We start from the raw sequence: 19,130 nt of genomic DNA, 5'->3' as shown, positions 1-19,130 counted from the left end.
CCAGAGTGCGAGCCGAGAGGTTTCACGCGACGGAACCGGGCGCATCCGCGCGACCGGGCAGCGAGCATCCGCACGACCGTAGGCTGAGCGGGTGCAGACGATCGACCGCGACATCCTTCGCCTCGCAGTGCCGGCGCTCGGCGCGCTCGTGGCGGAACCGCTGTTCCTCCTCACCGACACCGCGCTGGTCGGTCACCTGGGTGAGGATTCGCTCGCCGCTCTGGGTGTCGCCAGCGCGATCCTGCAGACCGTCGTGGGACTCCTGATCTTCCTCGCCTACGCCACCACGCCCGCGGTCGCGCGGCGACTGGGAGCCGGTGACCAGCCTGGTGCCATCAAGGCGGGAATCGACGGAATGTGGCTCGCCCTCGGCGTGGGCGTGGTGCTCGCCCTGATCGGCTGGCCCCTCGCGGGCGCTCTGGTGCGCGCCTTCGGCACGACGGAGGCGGTGTCGGACCAAGCCATCACCTATCTCACCGTGTCGTTGATCGGGCTGCCCGGGATGCTCGTGGTGATCGCGGCGACCGGCCTCCTGCGCGGACTCCAGGACACCCGAACCCCGCTGATCGTGGCGGTCGCCGGATTCGCCGCGAACGCCGGTCTGAACGCCCTGCTGATCTACGGCGCCGGGTGGGGCATCGCGGGGTCGGCGGCCGGCACGGTCATCGCGCAATGGGCGATGGCGGCGGTGTACGTCGTGATCGCGGTGCGGGCGGCGCGCCGATCGCGGGTGCCTCTCCGGCCCGGTCTCGACGGCGTGACGGCTTCGGCGTCCGCCGGCGGATGGCTGTTCGTGCGCACGGCGAGCCTGCGGGCCGCACTCGTCGCATCCGTCGTCGTGGCGGCGTCGCTCGGGGTGACGCAGCTCGCGGCGTTCCAGATCGCGATGACCGTGTTCACGACGCTCGCGCTCATCCTCGACGCCCTCGCGATCGCCGGCCAGGCGATGATCGGGCACGGTCTCGGCGCCTCCGAAGTCGATCGGGTGCACGCGGTGACACGGCGGCTGATCCGTTGGGGAGTTCTCTCGGGAGTGGTGCTGGGTGCAGCGGTCGCGGCGCTCGCACCCGTGCTCGGACCGGTCTTCAGTCCGAGTCCCGAGGTGCAGCAGGCGCTGACGCTGAGCCTGTGGGTGATGGCGGCGGGCATCCCGATCGGCGGTTACGTGTTCGTGCTCGACGGCGTGCTGATCGGAGCCGGGGATGCTCGGTACCTCGCGGTGACCGGGGTGGTGAACCTCGCCGTGTACGCGCCGCTCCTGGCGTGGGTGGCGGTGGCGCACCCCGCGGGCGCGGCCGGCCTGGCCTGGCTCTGGGCGGCTTTCGGCATCGGCTACATCGGCGCTCGGGCGGTGACCCTGGGCCTCCGCGCCCGCGGCTCCCGCTGGATCGTGACCGGCGCCCCCGCCTGACCCCGCCCACCCCCGCGCAACATCCACCCCCACCCTCGACTTTCTGCCCCGTCCCGCCCTACTCCCCAACGCCACCCCAACTTTTTGCCCCTTCCCGCCCTATTTGGGCGATTTTGGGGCCGGACGAGGCAAGAAGTTCGCGGCGTAGCTCAGACGGTGAGGATGTCGCCGGGCGTCGCGGCGAGGGTTTCGCCGGCGAAGTGGGCGGAGGCTCGGGACACCGCGTCGGCGGGAGACACGGTGCCGGCGATGTGGGTGAGCACGAGGCGCGGCACGGCGGCCGCGGACGCGGTGCGGCCGGCATCCTCGGGGGTGTGGTGGGCAGGCGCGTCGTCGCCAGACGTCGGGCCCGCGTCGTAACCCGCCTCCACCAGGAGGGTTGCGGCTCCTTCGGCCAGCTCCTCGAGCGAGACGCACGGCGCGGAGTCGCCGGAGTAGGCGAAGCGCGTCGATCCGTCGCTGACGGCGAGTCCGAACGCGGGCACGCCGTGCTGCACCGGCCCCCACTCCAGTCGCAGCGACCCGATCATGCGCCCTCCCCAGCCGCTCATCTCCTGCGCGTCGAACACCCGCGGCAGCTCGTCGACGGAACTCGGCCCCAGGAACGCCGCCATCCGCTCGAGCAGACCCTCGGGTCCGATCAGCGGAATCGGATGCTCGGGGCTCCGCTCCGCGAATCGCAGCGCGTAGTAGGCCACGAGCAGATCGGCGGTGTGGTCGGCGTGACGATGCGAGATCCAGATCGCGTCGAGATCGGCCGGATGGAGATACCGCTGCAGCTCGGCGAGCGTGCCGCTCCCGGCATCGATCCACACGCTGGTGGGCCGTTCCCCCGGTTCCGCCTCTGACTGCAGCAGATACCCGGAGCACGCGTTGCCGGGGCGCGGATACGGCGTGGACGTTCCGAGCACGGTGAGACGCATGCCTCCATTGTCCCGGCTCCTGTCACCCCGGGTCGACCAGACCCCTCGTCAGAAGTCGTCTTCGCCGCGCGGGCGACCCGACTGCCCCCGTGACCTCCTCGTCACTTCGCAGCGACCACCTCCGGTACCTCCTGCCCGTCGGACTCCGCGTACTGCCGGAAGAGTTCGTGCTCCCGTTCGCGCCCCGGGTAGAACACGAGCGCGACGAGCGCGCCGACGAGCATGAACGCCATGCCACTCGCGTAGGCCCAATCGGCGCCGTGGAGGAAGGAGTCGCGCGCCGCCTTGACGATCCCGTCGGCGTATTCCGGATACTGCTCGGCGATGGAGATGGCGCCGTCGAACGACTTCTGCAGTTGCGCCTGGATGCTGCCGGTGATCTCGCTCTGCACGCTCGCCGGCGCCGACGCCACCGAGGAGGCGATGGCGGAGGCGTAGCCCGCCGTGAGGATCGCGCCGAGCACCGACTGCATGATCGATCCGCCGAGATCGCGCTGCAGGTCGGACGTGCCGGAGGCCATCCCGGCTCGGAGCACCGGAACCGAGTCGGTGAGCGATCGCGATGCCGGCGGCCCGGCGAGCCCGACGCCGATGCCGATCAGCGCGTACCCCACCCCCACCGGGAGGTAGCTCGCCCCCACGTCCCAGAACAAGTACATCGTGAGGAACGCCAGCAGGCAGCTCGAAAACCCCAGAAGGAAGACGATCCGCGCGCCGAACCGGATGACGAGCCGGCTCGACAACGGCGCCGTGGCGGTCATGAGGACGGCTGAGGGAAGGATGGATGCCCCGGCCTCGAGCGCCGTGTACCCGAGAACGTTCTGCAGGAACAACTGCCCGACGTACATCGCGCCCATGAGCGATCCGAACACCACCGTCCCGGCCACCGCCGCCACCCAGAAGGTGCGCCGGCCCGCCACGTGCAGGTCGTAGAGCGGATTCCGCACACGCCGCTGCCTCACCACGAATCCCACTCCAGCGACCACGGCGATGCCGCCGAGGACGGCCGAGAACAGCTGCGCCCCCGGCACCGCTGCGAAGTTGATGCCGAGCACGAGCGAGACCACCAGGACGATCGAGAGCACACCACCGAGATTGTCGACCGGCTCCGTGCCCTCGTTGACCTTCGCGGGCACGAACAGGATCACGAGCACCAGTGTGATCGCGGCCAGCGGCGGTGTCATGAGGAACACCGAGCCCCAATCGGCGATGCTGAGCAGGAAGCCCGACGCGAGCGGCCCGAGCGCCGCGATGGCGCCGCCGAGCCCCGACCACAGCGCGATCGCCGCGATGCGTTTCGGCCCGGTCCAGAGCGCCGCGATCAGAGCGAGGGTGGTGGGGTAGGCCATGCCGGCCGCGACACCGCCCAGCACGCGCGCGAGGAAGAGCAGCTCGACCGAGGGGGCGAACGCCGCCATGAGAGCCGCGGGGATGCTCAACGAGAGACCGATGACGAGCATGAGCTTCCGCCCGTACCGGTCGCCGATGGCGCCGAGGTAGAGGACAGATCCGGCCAGGCCCAACGAGAAGCCGACCGCCACCAGGTTGAGCGCCGTCTGCGACGCGTCGAACGCCTCTCCGATGGAGGGCAGTGCCACGTTCGCGATCGAGAGGTTCAGGTTCGCGACGCCCGCCGCCAGGATCAGCGCGATCAGCACGAGAGTTCCTCGCGCGGGCGCCGTTCCCTGGCTTCGGCTCGCGTTCTGCGTCGATCCGATCTTCTCGCTCATGCTCGTCTTCCCCCCGACCCCGACGCCTCACCGGAGCGTCTGAGCACGACAGTAGTGCACCGGATGCCGGCACCTCCGTCGCCACCGGAATCGTGGAGAACCGCGCTCCGGAGTCAGGATGTGGTGGAGAAGACCCCGCCGACGGGAGCCGGCACGGGACCGGTCGTGTCGCCCACATGGAATTCGCACTCGAACCGCACCGAGGTCGCCTCGACCCCCGCCAGCAACTCCGTCACGGCGATTCCCGCGGCACGACCCTTTTCTGCCGCCGGCTGCACCATCGTGGTGAGGTCGTGGGAGGTGAGTCCGTCGATCCGCACCCCGTCGAATCCGGTCACGCTCAGCTCGCCCGGCACACTCAGCCCGAGCTCGTCGGCCGCCTGCAGAGCGCCGACCGCCAGCAGGTCGCTTTGGGCCATGATCGCCGTGGGTCGCGCATCCGGCGTCACGTCCAGCAGTGCCCGCGCGGCCCGCGCGCCGTCTTCGACGAGGTTGTAGCCGGCCGAATACGCCGTCAGCGACGGGAAAACGCGCCGGCTGCCGGCCAGTCGATCCCGCGTGACCGTGGTCGTGATCGCGGCTTCGCGCTCCGGCGTGATCGGTGCCGTCTCCCGTTCGACGTCGGTGGCGAGGGTGATCGCGCCCACGTGCCGGTGCCCGAGCTCATACAGATGCCGAGCGATCCGCTCCGCCGAATCGACGTTGTCGAGCCCGATGTCGACCACCCCGTCGATCGATCCTCCCTCGATGGAGACCAGCGGGACACCGCGCTGCCGCAGCGACACCGCGATCCGGTCGAGAACGGGACTGCATCCCATCAGCACCGCCGCGTCGATCGCCGCCGATTGGATGCCGGGACCGACCGCTCCGGTCTCGGTCAGGAGCAGCAGGCCCGTGCTGTCGACCCCCAGTCCGGTGGCGATTCCGTCCAGAGTCGCGATGTTGACGGGGTCGCGGAAGGCGAAGAGCAGCCGCTCGTCGAAGACGATGCCCACCACACCCGATCGGCCCTGCCGCAGCGAGCGCGCCCGCGGATCGGGGCCGGTGTAGCCGAGGTCGAGGGCGGCCGCCATCACCTTCTCCCGAGTGGCCGGTGAAACCGGGCCGGCGCCGCTGAACGCGAGCGACGCCGTGGACGCGGAGACTCCGGCACGACGGGCGACGTCGGCCAGCGTCGATCGCTGTTGCTCGGGAGCGGACACAGTCGTCAGTGTAATCGAATCGTTTCGATCGAATCGATTCGATAGGCTGGTGCCCGGATGCCACTCCATCGGCTCCTCCCGACCGCCCACCGCCGACCGCGAACGGACCCGAACCGCCTCATGACCGACCTCCTCACTCGCCGGCAGCTGCACGCGTGGCGCAACGCGATCTTCGTCGTGTTCGCCTTGAGCGGCATCTCCATCGCGAGCTGGGTCGCGCGCCTCCCCGCGGTGCGCGACCAGCTGGGCCTCGACACCGCTCAGATCGGCGTGCTCATCTTCGCGATGTCGGCCGGATCGGTGCTCGGCCTGATCGCCGCCCCGCCCGTGATGCTGCGAATCGGCGCCCGCGCGGGCATGGTGCTCTCCCTCTGCCTGGTGGCGAGCGGAACCGTCGTGATCGGACTCGGCACCTCGGTGATCGGCTCCGCCGTCGTCGTGGGCGCCGGACTCGCGGTGTTCGGCTTCGGCAACGGCTCGGTCGACGTCATGATGAACGTCGAGGGCGCCGCCGCCGAACGAGCGATCGGCAAGACGCTGATGCCCCTGATGCACGCCTTCTTCAGCTTCGGAACCGTCGCCGGCGCGGGTCTCGGCGCTCTCGCCTCCGCGCTCTCGATCGACGTCGCCGTGCATCTCTCGGTCATCGCCGCGATCATCGTGGTGAGCGTTCTCGTGGCCATCCGCTTCGTACCCCGAGGCGTCGAGGCCGAGGACCCGGAGCTGGTCGCGCCGCGCGTCCCGTTCAAGGAGCGCCTGCTCGCCAGCCTCGCAGTCTGGAAAGACCTGCGCCTGCTCGCCATCGGCGTCATCATGCTCGGCATGGCCTTCGCCGAGGGTTCGGCCAACGACTGGCTGACCATCGCGGTCGCCGACGGGTACGACCAGACGAACACCACGGCTGCCGTCGTCTTCGGCGTCTTCACGGTCTCGATGACGCTCGGCCGGGTCGCGGGTGGTCCGGTGCTCGATCGTTTCGGCCGAGTTCCGGTGCTGCGCGTCAGCGCTCTGCTCGGCGTGCTGGGCATCCTGATCTTCATCTTCGGAGCACCCATGCCGTGGTTGGCATATGTCGGCGCGGCCTTCTGGGCTCTCGGATGCTCGCTCGGGTTCCCGGTCGGGATGTCGGCCGCCGCCGACACCGACGACCCCAAGCAGTCCGCCGCCCGCGTAAGCGCCGTGGCGATCATCGGCTACGTCGCCTTCCTCGTCGGCCCGCCGGTCATCGGCCTCCTCGGCCACCAGTTCGGCATCCTCCCCGCCCTCCTCCTCGTCCTCGTCCTCGTCCTCCTGGCCGGCCTCTTCTCCCCCGCCGCCCGCGAACACACCCGCACCTCCCCCCTCCCCTCACACTCGTAGCCCCTCACTCCCCACCCCACTCACCAGTTGGCGGCAGCCTCCCCAGCCTCGGCACGAGCTGCGGCGTCGACGGCTGGGGTCTCGGGTGTGGCGGGCGTCTATGGGCGGAGACCCCAGCCGTCGACGCCGCAGCGCCCCCACCTATTACTCGAAGCCCCGACGGCACCCCCACCCAGTCCCGAACCCCCGACGGCCCCCCACCCGTTACGCTCTACTGGTGCGTCTCGTCATTGCCACCTGTTCCGTCGACTACGCCGGCCGCCTCAGCGCCCACCTTCCGCTCGCGAAGCGCCTCCTCATGTTGAAGAGCGACGGCAGCGTCCTCGTGCATTCCGACGGCGGTTCCTACAAACCGCTGAACTGGATGAGCCCGCCCTGCACCGTCACCGAGCTCGAGCCCGATGAGACCCAGGCGGAGGCGGGCATCACCGCGGTCTGGAAGGTCACTCAGAAGAAGACCGACGACGTGCTGATCGTCTCGCTGTACGACATCGAGCACGACTCGGCCCATGAACTGGGCATCGATCCCGGACTCGTGAAAGACGGCGTCGAAGCGCACCTGCAAAAGCTGCTCGCCGAGCAGATCGACCTGCTCGGCGACGGGCACACGCTCGTTCGCCGTGAGTACATGACCGCCATCGGCCCGGTCGACATCCTCGCCCGCGACTCGGGCGGAGCGGCCGTCGCCGTGGAGATCAAGCGCCGCGGCGACATCGACGGTGTCGAGCAGCTCACCCGCTACCTCGAGCTGATGAACCGCGACCCGCACCTCGCACCCGTGCAGGGCGTGTTCGCCGCTCAGGAGATCAAGCCGCAGGCGCGCACTCTCGCTCAGGATCGGGGCATCCGCTGCGTTGTGCTCGACTACGACGCGATGCGCGGCCTGGACGACGCGGACTCGCGCCTCTTCTAGGCCCGTCCCCGCAGCTGGCTAGGCTGGAGGGGTGGCCCGCCGTGCACCCGCCTTCCCCAAGTCGTATTCGAACCGCCCGCTCCGCAAGGCGCTCGAGACCTTCGCGGCCCTTCCGAACCGCACCACGCTCGACGCCCTCCTCGTCGCGATGCGCACGGGCGGACTGGTCGTCGACATCACCGGCTCGACGGATGCGACGGATCCGCAACTCCGCACCATCCTGTCCACTACGGGTGAGCTCGTGCTCCCGTTGTTCACCTCGGTGTCCGAGCTCCGCCTCGCGGTGCCGGTGGAGCAGCGCCCGACGGCGCAGGCGATGATCCTCCCGGCCAAGGAGGCACTGGCACTCGTCGCCACGGCCGACTTCGTCGCGGTGCAGTTCGACGTCGCGAGCCTCGCGCAGGTGGTGAAGCGGGAGTTCGTGCTCGACTGACCTGCACTCCAGCGGTCCGACCCACCGGTCGCACCGGCGAGGGTCAGCCCACCAGCGCCAGGGCCAGGGTGGCCGCCGGAACGATGATCACCACCGCGATCAGCCCTAGTCCCATGAACCGCGGCCACGAGATGGTGACCCCGAGCGCTGTCAGCCGCTGATGCCAGAGCAGAGTGGCGAGCGAGGCCCACGGCGTGACCAGCGGCCCGAGATTCACGCCGATCAGGAGCGCGATCAATCGAGACGGATCCCCGGCGAGCGGTTCGAGCACCAGGTACGCCGGCAGATTGTTGATGGTGTTGGCGCCGAGCGCCCCGACCGCGGCGAGGTGCAGGAGGCTGAGCGGGTCGTCGCCCGATCCGGAGACCTCGGCGAGCAGCGACTCGAGCCCATGAGCGTGCGCCGTCTCGACGAGCACGAACAGGCCCACCGCGATGCCGAGCGCCTGCCACGGGATGAGGGACGGACGGATCGCGCTCCGGTCGCGCACGAGGAAGGCGGCCAGGAGCAGCACGGCCGCGATGCCGGCGACGATCGCGACCGGGAGTCCGGACACGAGCATCGGGAGCAGGGCGACGACCACGATCGCGCAATAGAGAAGGAGCGGACGGTCGGAGATCTCCGTGCGTTCCGGCGCGACGAAGCGCCCCCGGAGCGATGTGCGGAACACGAGCGAGAGGATGCCCGCGCTCACCACGACGCCGATCACGGCCGGAGCCCAGGCGGCGGCGAGGAACCCGGCGGCGCTCCCGCCGAAGGACTCGGCGGCCAGCAGGTTCGTGAGATTCGACACGGGCAGGAAGAGAGATGCGGTGTTCGCCAGCCACACGGCGGCGAGCGCGAAGGGGATCGGGGAGACACCGATGTGCAGCGCCAGCACCACGACGACCGGGGTGACCAGCACGGCGGTCGTGTCGAGCGAGAGGAAGGCGGTGCAGACCACGGCGAGCGCGATCACGAAGAGCCAGAGCAGCCAGATGCTCCCGCGACCCCAGCCGGCGAGCCGTTCAGCGAGCGCCGTGAAGACGCCCGCGGCGCTGGCGAGTTCGGCGACCACCGTGATCGCCACCACGAAGGCGAGCACGGGAACCACCCTCGCGACGAGTTCCTCGAAGTCGGGCCAGGGCAGCGCTCCGGTCGCCACGGCGATCGCGGCCGCGACGAGAAGGAGGGCGGTGAGGATCGGGCCGATCCGGTTCGCGGCGGTCTGGTGCATCGTCGGCCGAGTCTATTCCGGTTGTGGGACGCGAGCACGCCGACAATAGGATGACTCGGGTGATCCGCAAAAACCCCTCCAAGCCGTGGTCGTGCATCCTCTTCGACCTCGACGGCACCATCACGGACTCCGCGCCCGGGATCATCGGGCGTCTGTCGCGGACACTCCAGGCGATGGGGCGGCCGGTGCCGTTGCCGGCCGAACTCGTGGCCTTCGTCGGTCCGCCCATCCTCGACGGTTTCCGCGACGTCGCGTCGATGAACGAAGATGAGGCCAAGGAAGCTCTCGTGGTCTACCGCGGCCTCGCGGCGAGCGAAGGTCCACAAGACGACGCGGCGGTCTACCCCGGCATGCTCGGGCTGGTGCGGGCGCTGCACGCCGCCGGCATCCCGCTCGCTCTCGCGACCTCCAAGTCAGAGGTGCAGGCGAACCGCATCCTGGACCACCTCCAGATCGCCGACTGTTTCGCGGTGATCTGCGGCTCCTCGGAGGACGAGACCCGCAGCGCCAAAGCGGATGTCGTGGAGGAGGCCCTGCGGCGGCTGCGCGAGCAGGGCATCGACCTGTCGAACATCGTGCTCGTGGGTGACCGCGAGCACGACATCATCGGAGCGGGCGAGCACGGAGTGCCCGCGATCATGGTGGAGTGGGGCTACGGCTCCCCGGCCGAGGCCCTGGGCGCGATCGCGGTCGTGCACTCGGTCGACCAGCTCCGCGCCCTCCTCCTCTAGTAGCCCGGCTCGCGCGCACCGTTGCGAGTGACGACGACATTTACGGACCCGAACCCCGCCGGCGTCAGCCGTGCGATCGCGCGAACCGGCGCACGACGACCATCCCGACGCCGCAGCCGAACACCGCGAGCGCTCCTACGCCGAGCCCCACCAGCTGCTCGGCGCCCGTGCTCGCCAGCGAGCCGCTGCGTCCGGCCGCGGATCCTGCTCCGGATCCTGCGCCGAACGCGCCGCCCGACGTTCCTGCCCCACCGTTGGAGTTGCTGCCCGGCGTCGTCGAGGGGGTGGGCTGAGGAGTCGGGGTAGGCGTGGGTGTCGGGGTAGGCGTCGCCGGTGTCACCGCGACCGCGCGCAGAGGGAGAGTCACGGCGAAGTCCTTGGCCTCGGTGTCGCCGCTCATTTTCTTGCCCGTCACGGTCAAGGTTCCGACCTCAGAGCCAGCCGCCGTCGGAGTGAAGCTCAGTTCGAAAGGCACGACCTGCCCGGGTCGGTAGGTCAATCCACCCGCGCCGAAAGGCGACTGTGACACGGTCACCCCCGGGATCGGCATCCCAGCCCTGTTCACCACGGTGATTTGCCCGTCGGCGAACTTCATCGGATCGATCCCTCGCATCACGATCTGCATCGTCACCTTGGAGGACTTGCCCAACGCGACCGACCCGAAGTCGACGGCGGTGGCCCCGGCCGCAGTACTCAGCTCGAAGTACGAGCGATCCGTGTCCAGTGAGTGCCCTACGAAAGAGAGGGTGTGGAGTCCCGTTCCAGGATTGTCGGCGTCGATCACCGCGAAGCTCACGTTCTGAGCCGACTCCGTCCCGGCTGCCGGCGCCGTATAGCTGACCGTGATGACTCTCGTCTGCCCGGGTTCAACTTCCTGACCGGCTACCAGCGTCGTCGACACGAACGAGAAGGGTGCGGTGAGGTTGCTCAAATTGGAAGGATCGATCGACCAGCCATCGACGCCGTCGTTCTGGAGTTGAATCGTTCGAGTGACGACGGAACCTACTTTGTGATATCCGAAGTCGGGCGATCCGCCGACGATGGCAACCGAAATCGCATCGCCGGGCGCGCGGTGCGCTCCGGGCGGCGCGGCCGTTGCGGGCTGTGCAATGAGCAGACACGCGAAGATCAGACCGATCACGGCCACCAGGGCGGCGGCTGCTCGGCGAACGGACCCACGATCGGTGCGCTGGTGCATGGCATCTCTCTTCTTCCACGGTTGGAGCGGGAAACATCACCCTCTCAGTGCTCCTGTCAACCCCGTTATGAGCAATTCCTACTCACTCGTCGCCCCCGAATCTCCCATCCGCGTTCCCTACTATTTCCCCATGGGCGATTTCTCCCTCCTTCCGAGCTTCATCGTCTTCGCCGTCGTCGTGGTCGCGCTCATCGTGGGTCTGTCGCTCCTGCGCCGCCGCGCCCGTCGCCGCCTCGCTCCCGCGATCGGCGGAGCACCGGCCCGCGTCGAGGTCGCCGACCTCATCCGTTCGGCCAACATCCAGCTGGTGCAGATGGACGACGCGATCCGCGACGCCGACGAGGAACTCCAGTTCGCGATCGCCGAGTTCGGCCCCGAGGCGACCCGCGAGTTCGCGGATGCGATCGCCACCGCCAAGTCCCGGGCCTCGGAGGCCTTCGCCCTCAAACAGCGCCTCGACGACTCGGTGCCCGACAGCGAGCAGCGACAGCGTGACTGGAGCAAGCGCATCCTCTCCCTCAGCGACTCCGCCCACGCTCTGGTGACGGCGCAGTCGCGCGCGTTCGAGCGTCGGCGGCGGCAGGAGACCACCGCGCCAGAATCGCTCCGGCGTGCGAGTGACGACATCGCGGCGGGCCGCGAGCGGCTTCCCGCGGCGAAGTCGCTGCTCGCCGCACTCTCGAAGGAATACGCGCCAGAAGCCGTCTCCCCGGTCGCGGGGTCGGTTGGTGCCGCCGAGGAGGCGTTCGACGAAGCCGAGCGGATCATCACGGACGCGGGTGCCCGTCTCGCCGCCGCGCCACTCGCGCCGGTCGCCTCGCACGTGCAATCCGCCGAATCGGCGGTCCGGCGCGGGGCCGCCCTCCTCGACTCGATCGACCGGACGCGCGACTCCCTTCGCGCAGCCGACGCCTCCCGAGACGAAGCCGTCGCCGCAGCGCGCGTCCAGCTCACCGAGGCAGCGCGGCTGCGCGACACGATCGAGGACGCCGATGCGGTCGCACGCATCGTCGCCGCCTCCGCGGCCCTCGACGAGGCCGCACGCATCGCCTCCACCCGCACCCCGCCGCATCCGACCGCCGACCTCGATGCCCTCGCCGCCGCGACCGCGCGGCTCGACGAGACCCTGGCCGTGGCGCGGACCGCGCAACAGCGGCTCGATTCGGCGCGGTCAGCCCTTGCCGGAGCGGTGCGCATCGCAGAGAGTCACATCCGCGCCGCGAGCGATTTCATCTCGGCCCGCCGCGGATCGGTCGGCACGGATGCGCGCACCCGACTGGCCGCGGCCGAGCGCGAATTGGGTCTCTCCCGGGCCGAGGCCGATCCCGTGGCCGCCCTCGACGGCGCCCGACGCGCGGCGACACTGGCGACCGACGCGGATGCCCTCGCCCGCTACGACGCCGGCGGCTCCCTCCACAGGTGAGGTTGCACAAGGATCTCTCCACAGATCAGCGCCAGGTCCTCCCCTCGCTTCCGACCCGGCGTCATACTCCCTTCTATGGGATCAGAAGCAATCGGATCGGTCACGATCACAGACGAACACGGCACCACCCTCGCACACGCTCACGGCGTGAAAGCTCTGCTGGAGAGCCGAGAATTCATCCTGCGAGGTCCGCTTCGACGCGGACTCCTCATCGAGCAGCTCAGTGACGTCGTCGCCGAGGGCGACCGTCTGCGATTCCGCCACGGGGGCGAAGAATACGAACTGACGCTGAGCCCGCCGGTCGCGGCCCGCTGGGCGAAGAAGATCCTCACCCCACCGCCCACGCTCGCGGCAAAACTCGGCGTGTCACCCGAGCGGCCGGCGCTGGTCATCGGGCGGGTGACGGATGCTCGACTCGTCGAAGCACTGCTCGGTGCCTCCGTGGCTGGCGAGCCGGGGCCGCCGCCGGAAGCCGCGGTGGCGGAGGTCGATGATGCCGATGGGCTCGAGCGCGCCCTGGCCGAGCTCCCGCCGGGTCTTCCGATCTGGGTCGTGCACCGCAAAGGGCGGGGTGCTGACTTCGGCGAGGCCGCCGTCCGTCAGCGGATGCGATCGCTCGGCTTCATCGACACCAAGGTTTCGGCGGTGTCGGACGCCCGCACGGCCACACGTTATGCGCCGCATCCTGCGGAGCCCGAGGTAGGTGGGCAGAAACCGACCGCCGCGGGGTCGCCTATGAGCTGACTCCGCCACCGCCACTCGCATTCGACCCGGAGAAGGTGAAGGTCATGACCCCGTCGACGAGAGTGAGATACCCGCCGTAGGCGTAATTGGAGAGGGTGTAGCGGACCGTGCCGAACTCGCCCGAAGGAAGGGAGTAGTCACCGTCGCCGATGATCGTGCCCGGTGCATCGGGCAGCACTTCCCAGCCGTTCGGCGTCCAGGCGCCGATCGTGAAGGTCGGCCGCGGATCGACCGACCACACGAGGTTGGTCACGACCTCGCCGTCGCCCGTCTCGGCGTAGAAGTCGCAGCCCACGGGCGCCAGCACGGGCTGCGCGATGCAGGCGTCGAGGTAGCCGGCGGCCGCAGCCTGGCCGGCCGCTTCGCCCTCGGGAGTGAGCGAGGCCGTCAGGGTCGCGTCGACGCCGTCGACATCCGCCGTGAACGAATCGACGGTGACCGTGTCGTCCTCGATCTGCACCTTGCCGTCCGCCGACGGGGCGCCGACGACATAGCTGCCCGGGAGAGCCGCGAGCGGGCGCGCGGTGATCGACTCGACCGGCTCGTCGATCGCGGTGCCGTTGACGGTCACGCCGGAACCCGTCGGCCCGTCGAACGAGACCCGGATGTAGCTGTAGTCGATCGGATCGAGGGCCCAGGTGTCCACGAAGATCGCTTCCCGCCCGGTGCGGGTGAGCCGGAACGACTGGCTGAACTCGTTGGCGCCCTGCTCGATGGTGGCGACGACCGTTGCTCCGCTGCTGTCGACGCCCACGGTGTCGATCGTGTACCCGGTCACGTGAGCGCCGGCGGCCGCGTAAGCCTCGTCGGTGAGCAGATCCGGAAGCATGTTGTCCGGTATGCCGCCGCCCAACGCCACCGCGTCGTCGATCCGGCCTTCCACGACCGCGGCGAGATACGCGTCGACGATCTTCTCCGGAGCGTTCCGAGCCGCTGCGGCGGAGACGGTGATCCACGTGAGACCGCCCGCGACGAGCGCGAGGAGGACCACGAGACCCACGCCGATCCACACGAACAGGAGCGACTTTCCGCGCGCGGGCGGGGGAGGAGATGCGGGCTGCGACTGCGAGGGCTGCGACTGCGAGGGCAGCGGCGGAACCGGCGGCTGCGCGGAAGCAGCCTGCGGGAACGAGCCTTCGACCGGAGGAACCGGCGGCAGAGACGATCCGCCCGACACTGATCCGCCCGATACTGAGTCACCCGACACGAAAGGACCCCCCGATCACTCCCACCCGGAGATCTCCTCCACGGGCGACCCTCGACCGGATCCTGGCGCGGATCCGATCTGGTCGTTCGTGCGCGAGGGGGGACTTGAACCCCCACGCCCTTGCGGGCACTGGCACCTGAAGCCAGCGCGTCTGCCAATTCCGCCACTCGCGCGAACTAGGAGAGATTAGCACGAGCCAGAGCTGCTCGCGAACCGGAGGGGCGGAGCCGCCTGAGAGTGCATTAACACCCAAGACAAGTAACATCGTCGTAGCATTCACGCCTTTATCAGCACGCGCCGCCTGCGCGAAGCGACAATCGACACCACGGAACCGGAGACGACGACAGAGCACGGCGCCCCACGAGGGAACCGCGCACAGGCGGGTTCGAGCAAGGAGATCGGGAGAGACGTGGGAATACTGGACAACTTCGAGAAGGGTCTCGAGCGCGCCGTCAACGGCGCGTTCGCGAAGACCTTCCGCTCGGGGCTCCAGCCGGTCGAGATCTCCTCCGCGCTGAAGCGCGAGCTCGACACGAAGGCGGCCGTCGTCTCGCGCGACCGCATCCTCGTGCCCAACAGCTTCCGCGTTCTGCTCGCCCCCACCGACTACCAGCGGATGACGGGCATCGGGCCGACCCTGGTCGACGACCTGAACCAGATCGTGCAGCAGCACGCGGCTCAGCAGGGCTTCCAGTTCGCCGGCGGCGTGACCATCGATCTCGTCAACGACCCGAAGCTCACGACCGGCGTCATCCAGATCGACTCGGCCAACGTCCAGGGGAACGTGACCTGGACGCCCGTGCTCGACATCGCCGGCCGCCGGCATCCGATCACGAAGTCGCGCACCATCATCGGCCGCGGCAGCGATGCCGACATCACCGTCGACGACACCGGGACCTCGCGCAAGCACGTCGAGATCCTGTGGGACGGCACGCACGCCCAGGCCCGCGACCTCGGTTCCACCAACGGCTCCCAGCTGAACGGCCAGGCCTTCCAGCGCGCCAACCTCGAGCCGGACTCGGTGATCCAGATCGGCCGCACGAACATCGTCTTCCGCATCGTCCCCCAGTCGTCGAGCGGATCACGCGGTCCCGCGCAGGCGGCCGCCGCGAGCGCCGCCCGGCCGCAGAGCCCCCGCCCGAGCTCGAGTCCCGGCTCGAGCCGCAACCCGGCGCACGACCCCGACCGCCCGCCGCTCGATCCCGGCGGATTCTGGCGGTAGGCGGCGACATGAGCGAACTGACTCTCCTCATCCTGCAGCTCGCCTTCTTGGCTCTGCTCTGGGTGTTCATCTTCATCGTGGTCTACGCGATGCGGTCCGATCTGTTCGGCCAGCGTGTGCGCCGGCTCAAGGAGTCGCCGGCGACGGCGGCCGGCGGAGCAGGGGCCGGAGCCGCCGCATCCGGAAACCCGGTGACCCCTGGCGCCGGCGTCCCCGCCGGTGTCGCCGCTGGCGCGGCTGGAGCGGCCGGAGCAGCAGCCGCCCCTCAGGCGCCCGCGCCGAAGGTCCCCACCTTCGTTCCCGCCCCCGGCACCGAGTTGAGCGGGCCGCCGCACGCCACCACGAGCAACGCCGGCCGCCTCGTCATCACCTCGGGCGCGAAGTCCGGCAGCGAGATCCCGCTCGGCACGGAGCCGCTCACCATCGGCCGCTCCTCCGACTCGAGCGTCGTGATCCGCGACGACTACACGTCCACCCATCACGCGCGCCTCATGATCTGGGGCGACGAGTGGGTCATCCAGGACCTCGACTCCACGAACGGAACATTCCTCGACGGCCAGAGGGTCACCGCGCCGGTGCACATCCCTCTGAACACGCCCATCCGGATCGGCGCCACGAGCTTCGAGCTCCGGCGGTAGCCTGTGGCGATTGTGACCGTGAGCGCGGCCGTGTCCCACGTCGGAAAGATCCGCTCCAACAACCAGGACTCGGGCTTCGCGGGCGAAACGCTCTTCGCCGTGGCCGACGGCATGGGCGGGCACGCCGGTGGCGACGTCGCGTCCGCGCTGGCGCTCAAGCGACTGGCCGAGATCGACGGGCACTACAACTCCGCCGTCGACGCCGAGTTCGCCTTGCAGGAGGCGATCGTGGCGGCGAACGCCGTGCTCACCGAGACGGTCTACGAGCATCCGGAGCTCACCGGGATGGGCACCACGCTCAGCGCCCTCGTGCGCGTCGGCCACAGCGTCGCCCTCGCCCACATCGGCGACTCGCGCGTCTACCGCCTGCGCGACGACGTGCTCACCCAGATCACCATCGACCACACCTTCGTGCAGCGACTCGTCGATTCGGGCCGCATCACGCCCGAGGAGGCGAAGACGCATCCGCGCCGCAGCGTGCTGATGCGCGTGCTCGGCGATGTCGACGCCGCGCCCGAGGTCGATCTCCAGGTGATGGACACCCGCCCCGGCGACCGCTGGATGCTCTGCTCGGACGGACTGAGCGGCGTGGTCGAGCGCGACGACATCGAGAAGATCCTCAAGAACAACATCGCGCCACGGGATGCCGCGAACGCGCTGATCAAGGAGAGCCTCGACCACGGCGCACCCGACAACGTGACCGTGGTCGTGGTCGACGTGCACCAATCGTTCGAGTCGCCCGAGGTCGCGCCGGTCATGGTCGGCTCGGCCGCCCAGCCCATCGCCTTCGAGAAGCCCGTCGGCCGGCGCACCACACGCATGGCCGGCATCCCGGGCCTCCGCCTGCACCCCCGCGGGCCCGCCTCCACCGAGCCGAGCCACTTCGAGCCCGGATCCGACGACTACCTCGACGAACTCATCGAGGAGGACAGGCGCCGCAGCCGCCGCCGCAAGGTCACCTGGCTGGTGGGCGTGCTCGTCGTCCTCGCGCTGATCGCGGGAGGTCTCTACGCCGGCTACCGCTGGACCCAGACGCGCTACTACGTGGGCGAATCCAACGGCACCGTGGCGATCTTCCAGGGCGTGCAGCAGACCGTCGGCCCGATGGCCCTCTCCCATGTGTTCCAGGAGACCGACATCCCGACGGATGCGCTCCCTCCGTTCAATCAACGGCAGGTCGAGAACACCATCAGCGCCGACTCGGTCACGGCGGCACTCGAGATCGTCAAGCGCCTGAGCGACGCGGCAGCCTCGGGGATCGCCGACGACACGGACGGCACCGACGGCACCAACACCGGCACGCCGCCGCCGACACCCGGCCCCACTCCGACCACCACGCCGAACGGATCGGCGCCATGACGAACGCCACCGGTCCCCTGACAGCCCCGAACGCCGTGCCCGGTGCGGGAGCGGGCGCTGCGGCGGCCACCCCGGGCCGCGGGATCCGGCGCATCCGGGTGCCGCAGAAGCTCCGCAATCTCGAGCTCTTCCTGCTGATCTTCGTGTGCGCCGTCAACGCCTTCGCCGTGGTGCTCGTGCAGTTCGGTGCCCTGGGTTACGCCGACATGACCGTCTTCACGCTCGGCGCCGGCCTCGCCGTGCTGGTCTTCGGCATGCACATCGCCTTGCGCTTCGTGGCCACGAACGCCGATCCGTTCATCCTGCCGATCGCCGCGCTCCTCAACGGCATCGGCATCGCGGTGATCTACCGCATCGACATCGCCGAGAACCTCACCGGCTGGGAGGGCACGGCCGTGCGGCAGGTGGTGTGGAGCGGTGTGGCCATCGCCTTGGCCATCGGTGTCATCCTCGTCATCCGCAACCATCGCGTGCTGCAGCGCTACACCTACATCGCGATGTTCGTCGCCGCTGTGCTCCTGCTGCTGCCGATGCTGCCGGTGATCGGCCAGGAGATCAACGGCGCCCGGGTGTGGATCCACGTCGGCGCGTTCTCGTTCCAGCCCGGTGAGGTGGCGAAGATCGCCCTCGCCGTGTTCTTCGCCGGCTACCTGGTCTCGCGCCGCGACAGCCTGTCGATGGTGGGCACGAAGTTCCTCGGCATGCACTTCCCGCGCGCCCGCGACCTCGGCCCGATCCTGGTGCTCTGGGCGCTGTCGATGGCCGTCATCATCTTCCAGCGCGACCTCGGCACGGCCCTTCTCTACTTCGGACTCTTCGTGGTGATGATCTACGTGGCCACGGGCCGCGCCAGCTGGGTGGTGCTCGGCGTCGGGCTCTTCCTCGCGGGCGGCGTGATCGCCGGCCAGGTGCTCACCTACGTCAACGACCGGTTCACCAACTGGCTGGATGCGTTCAACCCGGCCATCTACGACGAGGTCGGCGGCAGCTACCAGCTGGTGCAGGGCCTGTTCGGTCTGGCGAACGGCGGTCTCATCGGCACCGGACTCGGCCAGGGCCGGCCCGACATCACGCCCCTGGCGCAGAGCGATTACATCGTCGCGTCGGTGGGCGAGGAGCTCGGCCTGGCGGGCCTGTTCGCCATCTTCGCGCTCTACCTGCTCTTCATCTCCCGGGGCCTTCGGATCAGCTTCGCGGGGCAGGACGACTTCGGTCGCCTGCTCGGCGTGGGCCTCTCGTTCACCGTCGCCCTGCAGTGCTTCATCGTCATCGGCGGCGTCACCCGGGTCATCCCGCTCACCGGTCTCACCACACCCTTCATGGCTGCCGGCGGCTCGTCGCTCGTGGCCAACTGGATCATCGTGGGCCTCCTGCTGAGGCTTTCGGACACAGTTCGCAATCAGCCAAGGCTGGTGATCTAG

At 69.5% G+C, this 19,130-nt stretch carries 17 protein-coding genes and 1 tRNA gene; 11 read left to right on the top strand and 7 right to left on the bottom strand.

Annotated features, from left to right (window positions below; translation table 11 throughout):
* The first annotated feature begins 91 nt into the window (after window positions 1-91).
* A complete protein-coding gene (locus ACFJGU_RS07510; RefSeq protein ID WP_382309052.1) occupies window positions 92-1,411 on the top strand; it encodes an MATE family efflux transporter in 1,320 nt (439 codons plus the stop codon).
* Window positions 1,412-1,560: 149 nt separating this feature from the next.
* Here the strand turns inward: ACFJGU_RS07510 and ACFJGU_RS07505 are convergent, their stop codons facing one another.
* The 3 genes from ACFJGU_RS07505 to ACFJGU_RS07495 all read right to left on the bottom strand — a co-directional run bounded on the left by ACFJGU_RS07505 (window position 1,561) and on the right by ACFJGU_RS07495 (window position 5,266).
* Entirely contained in the window at window positions 1,561-2,334 is a 774-nt protein-coding gene (locus ACFJGU_RS07505; RefSeq protein ID WP_382309050.1) for an MBL fold metallo-hydrolase, read from the bottom strand.
* Window positions 2,335-2,435: 101 nt separating this feature from the next.
* Window positions 2,436-4,064 (bottom strand): MFS transporter, encoded by a 1,629-nt coding sequence (locus tag ACFJGU_RS07500; protein WP_382309047.1) that lies wholly within the window; start codon window positions 4,062-4,064, stop codon window positions 2,436-2,438.
* Between the two features lie 113 nt (window positions 4,065-4,177).
* On the bottom strand, window positions 4,178-5,266 hold the full coding sequence (locus ACFJGU_RS07495) for a LacI family DNA-binding transcriptional regulator (protein WP_382309044.1): 1,089 nt from the start codon (window positions 5,264-5,266) through the stop codon (window positions 4,178-4,180).
* A gap of 120 nt (window positions 5,267-5,386) precedes the next feature.
* On the opposite strand from ACFJGU_RS07495, the gene ACFJGU_RS07490 reads away from it, so the two are divergent.
* The 3 genes from ACFJGU_RS07490 (at window position 5,387) to ACFJGU_RS07480 (ending at window position 7,971) form a co-directional block, all read left to right on the top strand.
* Window positions 5,387-6,625 (top strand): MFS transporter, encoded by a 1,239-nt coding sequence (locus ACFJGU_RS07490; protein ID WP_382309042.1) that lies wholly within the window; start codon window positions 5,387-5,389, stop codon window positions 6,623-6,625.
* A 217-nt stretch (window positions 6,626-6,842) separates the two neighbouring features.
* Entirely contained in the window at window positions 6,843-7,538 is a 696-nt protein-coding gene (gene nucS, locus ACFJGU_RS07485) for an endonuclease NucS (protein ID WP_382309040.1), read from the top strand.
* 31 nt (window positions 7,539-7,569) lie between these two features.
* The gene (locus tag ACFJGU_RS07480) at window positions 7,570-7,971 is read left to right on the top strand and encodes an SseB family protein (protein WP_382309037.1); all 402 of its coding nucleotides are present in this window, start codon (window positions 7,570-7,572) and stop codon (window positions 7,969-7,971) included.
* Between the two features lie 43 nt (window positions 7,972-8,014).
* Here ACFJGU_RS07480 and ACFJGU_RS07475 read toward each other — a convergent pair whose 3' ends face one another.
* Window positions 8,015-9,187, bottom strand: coding sequence for an SLC13 family permease (locus ACFJGU_RS07475; protein WP_382309034.1), 1,173 nt, complete (start codon window positions 9,185-9,187; stop codon window positions 8,015-8,017).
* Window positions 9,188-9,246: 59 nt separating this feature from the next.
* Here ACFJGU_RS07475 and ACFJGU_RS07470 point away from each other — a divergent pair, with 59 nt between their 5' ends.
* Window positions 9,247-9,918, top strand: coding sequence for an HAD hydrolase-like protein (locus tag ACFJGU_RS07470; RefSeq protein WP_382309032.1), 672 nt, complete (start codon window positions 9,247-9,249; stop codon window positions 9,916-9,918).
* A gap of 64 nt (window positions 9,919-9,982) precedes the next feature.
* Here the strand turns inward: ACFJGU_RS07470 and ACFJGU_RS07465 are convergent, their stop codons facing one another.
* Window positions 9,983-11,116 (bottom strand): hypothetical protein, encoded by a 1,134-nt coding sequence (locus ACFJGU_RS07465; protein WP_382309031.1) that lies wholly within the window; start codon window positions 11,114-11,116, stop codon window positions 9,983-9,985.
* Between the two features lie 130 nt (window positions 11,117-11,246).
* Here ACFJGU_RS07465 and ACFJGU_RS07460 point away from each other — a divergent pair, with 130 nt between their 5' ends.
* Together ACFJGU_RS07460 and ACFJGU_RS07455 are read left to right on the top strand one after the other, a co-directional pair.
* Complete coding sequence (locus tag ACFJGU_RS07460) at window positions 11,247-12,539, top strand: hypothetical protein (RefSeq protein ID WP_382309029.1); 1,293 nt, start codon at window positions 11,247-11,249, stop codon at window positions 12,537-12,539.
* Window positions 12,540-12,614: 75 nt separating this feature from the next.
* Window positions 12,615-13,283, top strand: a complete 669-nt coding sequence (locus tag ACFJGU_RS07455) for a hypothetical protein (protein ID WP_382309026.1) — start codon at window positions 12,615-12,617, stop codon at window positions 13,281-13,283.
* Here ACFJGU_RS07455 and ACFJGU_RS07450 read toward each other — a convergent pair.
* Together ACFJGU_RS07450 and ACFJGU_RS07445 are read right to left on the bottom strand one after the other, a co-directional pair.
* Complete coding sequence (locus ACFJGU_RS07450; protein ID WP_382309024.1) at window positions 13,273-14,490, bottom strand: hypothetical protein; 1,218 nt, start codon at window positions 14,488-14,490, stop codon at window positions 13,273-13,275. The genes ACFJGU_RS07455 and ACFJGU_RS07450 overlap by 11 nt on opposite strands.
* Before the next feature lie 89 nt (window positions 14,491-14,579).
* Window positions 14,580-14,663: transfer RNA gene (locus ACFJGU_RS07445), tRNA-Leu, on the bottom strand.
* Between the two features lie 236 nt (window positions 14,664-14,899).
* Here ACFJGU_RS07445 and ACFJGU_RS07440 point away from each other — a divergent pair.
* Genes ACFJGU_RS07440 through ACFJGU_RS07425 form a run of 4 tightly spaced genes read left to right on the top strand, consistent with a single transcriptional unit; the run spans window position 14,900 to window position 19,130 of the window.
* Window positions 14,900-15,712 carry an FhaA domain-containing protein gene (locus tag ACFJGU_RS07440; protein WP_382309021.1) on the top strand — a complete coding sequence of 271 codons (813 nt, stop codon included), beginning with the start codon at window positions 14,900-14,902 and terminating at the stop codon, window positions 15,710-15,712.
* An 8-nt stretch (window positions 15,713-15,720) separates the two neighbouring features.
* Complete coding sequence (locus ACFJGU_RS07435; RefSeq protein ID WP_382309019.1) at window positions 15,721-16,350, top strand: FHA domain-containing protein; 630 nt, start codon at window positions 15,721-15,723, stop codon at window positions 16,348-16,350.
* 3 nt (window positions 16,351-16,353) lie between these two features.
* On the top strand, window positions 16,354-17,709 hold the full coding sequence (locus tag ACFJGU_RS07430; RefSeq protein WP_382309017.1) for a PP2C family protein-serine/threonine phosphatase: 1,356 nt from the start codon (window positions 16,354-16,356) through the stop codon (window positions 17,707-17,709).
* Window positions 17,706-19,130: an FtsW/RodA/SpoVE family cell cycle protein gene (locus ACFJGU_RS07425; protein WP_382309015.1), complete on the top strand. Its 1,425-nt coding sequence runs from the start codon at window positions 17,706-17,708 to the stop codon at window positions 19,128-19,130. Before ACFJGU_RS07430 ends, ACFJGU_RS07425 begins: the two co-directional genes overlap by 4 nt.

Origin of the sequence: Herbiconiux sp. UC225_62 (assembly GCF_042694625.1) — a bacterium.
Classification (GTDB): Bacteria; Actinomycetota; Actinomycetes; order Actinomycetales; family Microbacteriaceae; genus Herbiconiux.
Note: the sequence above shows the minus strand (reverse complement) of the source record. Positions and strands in the feature narration are given on the sequence as shown.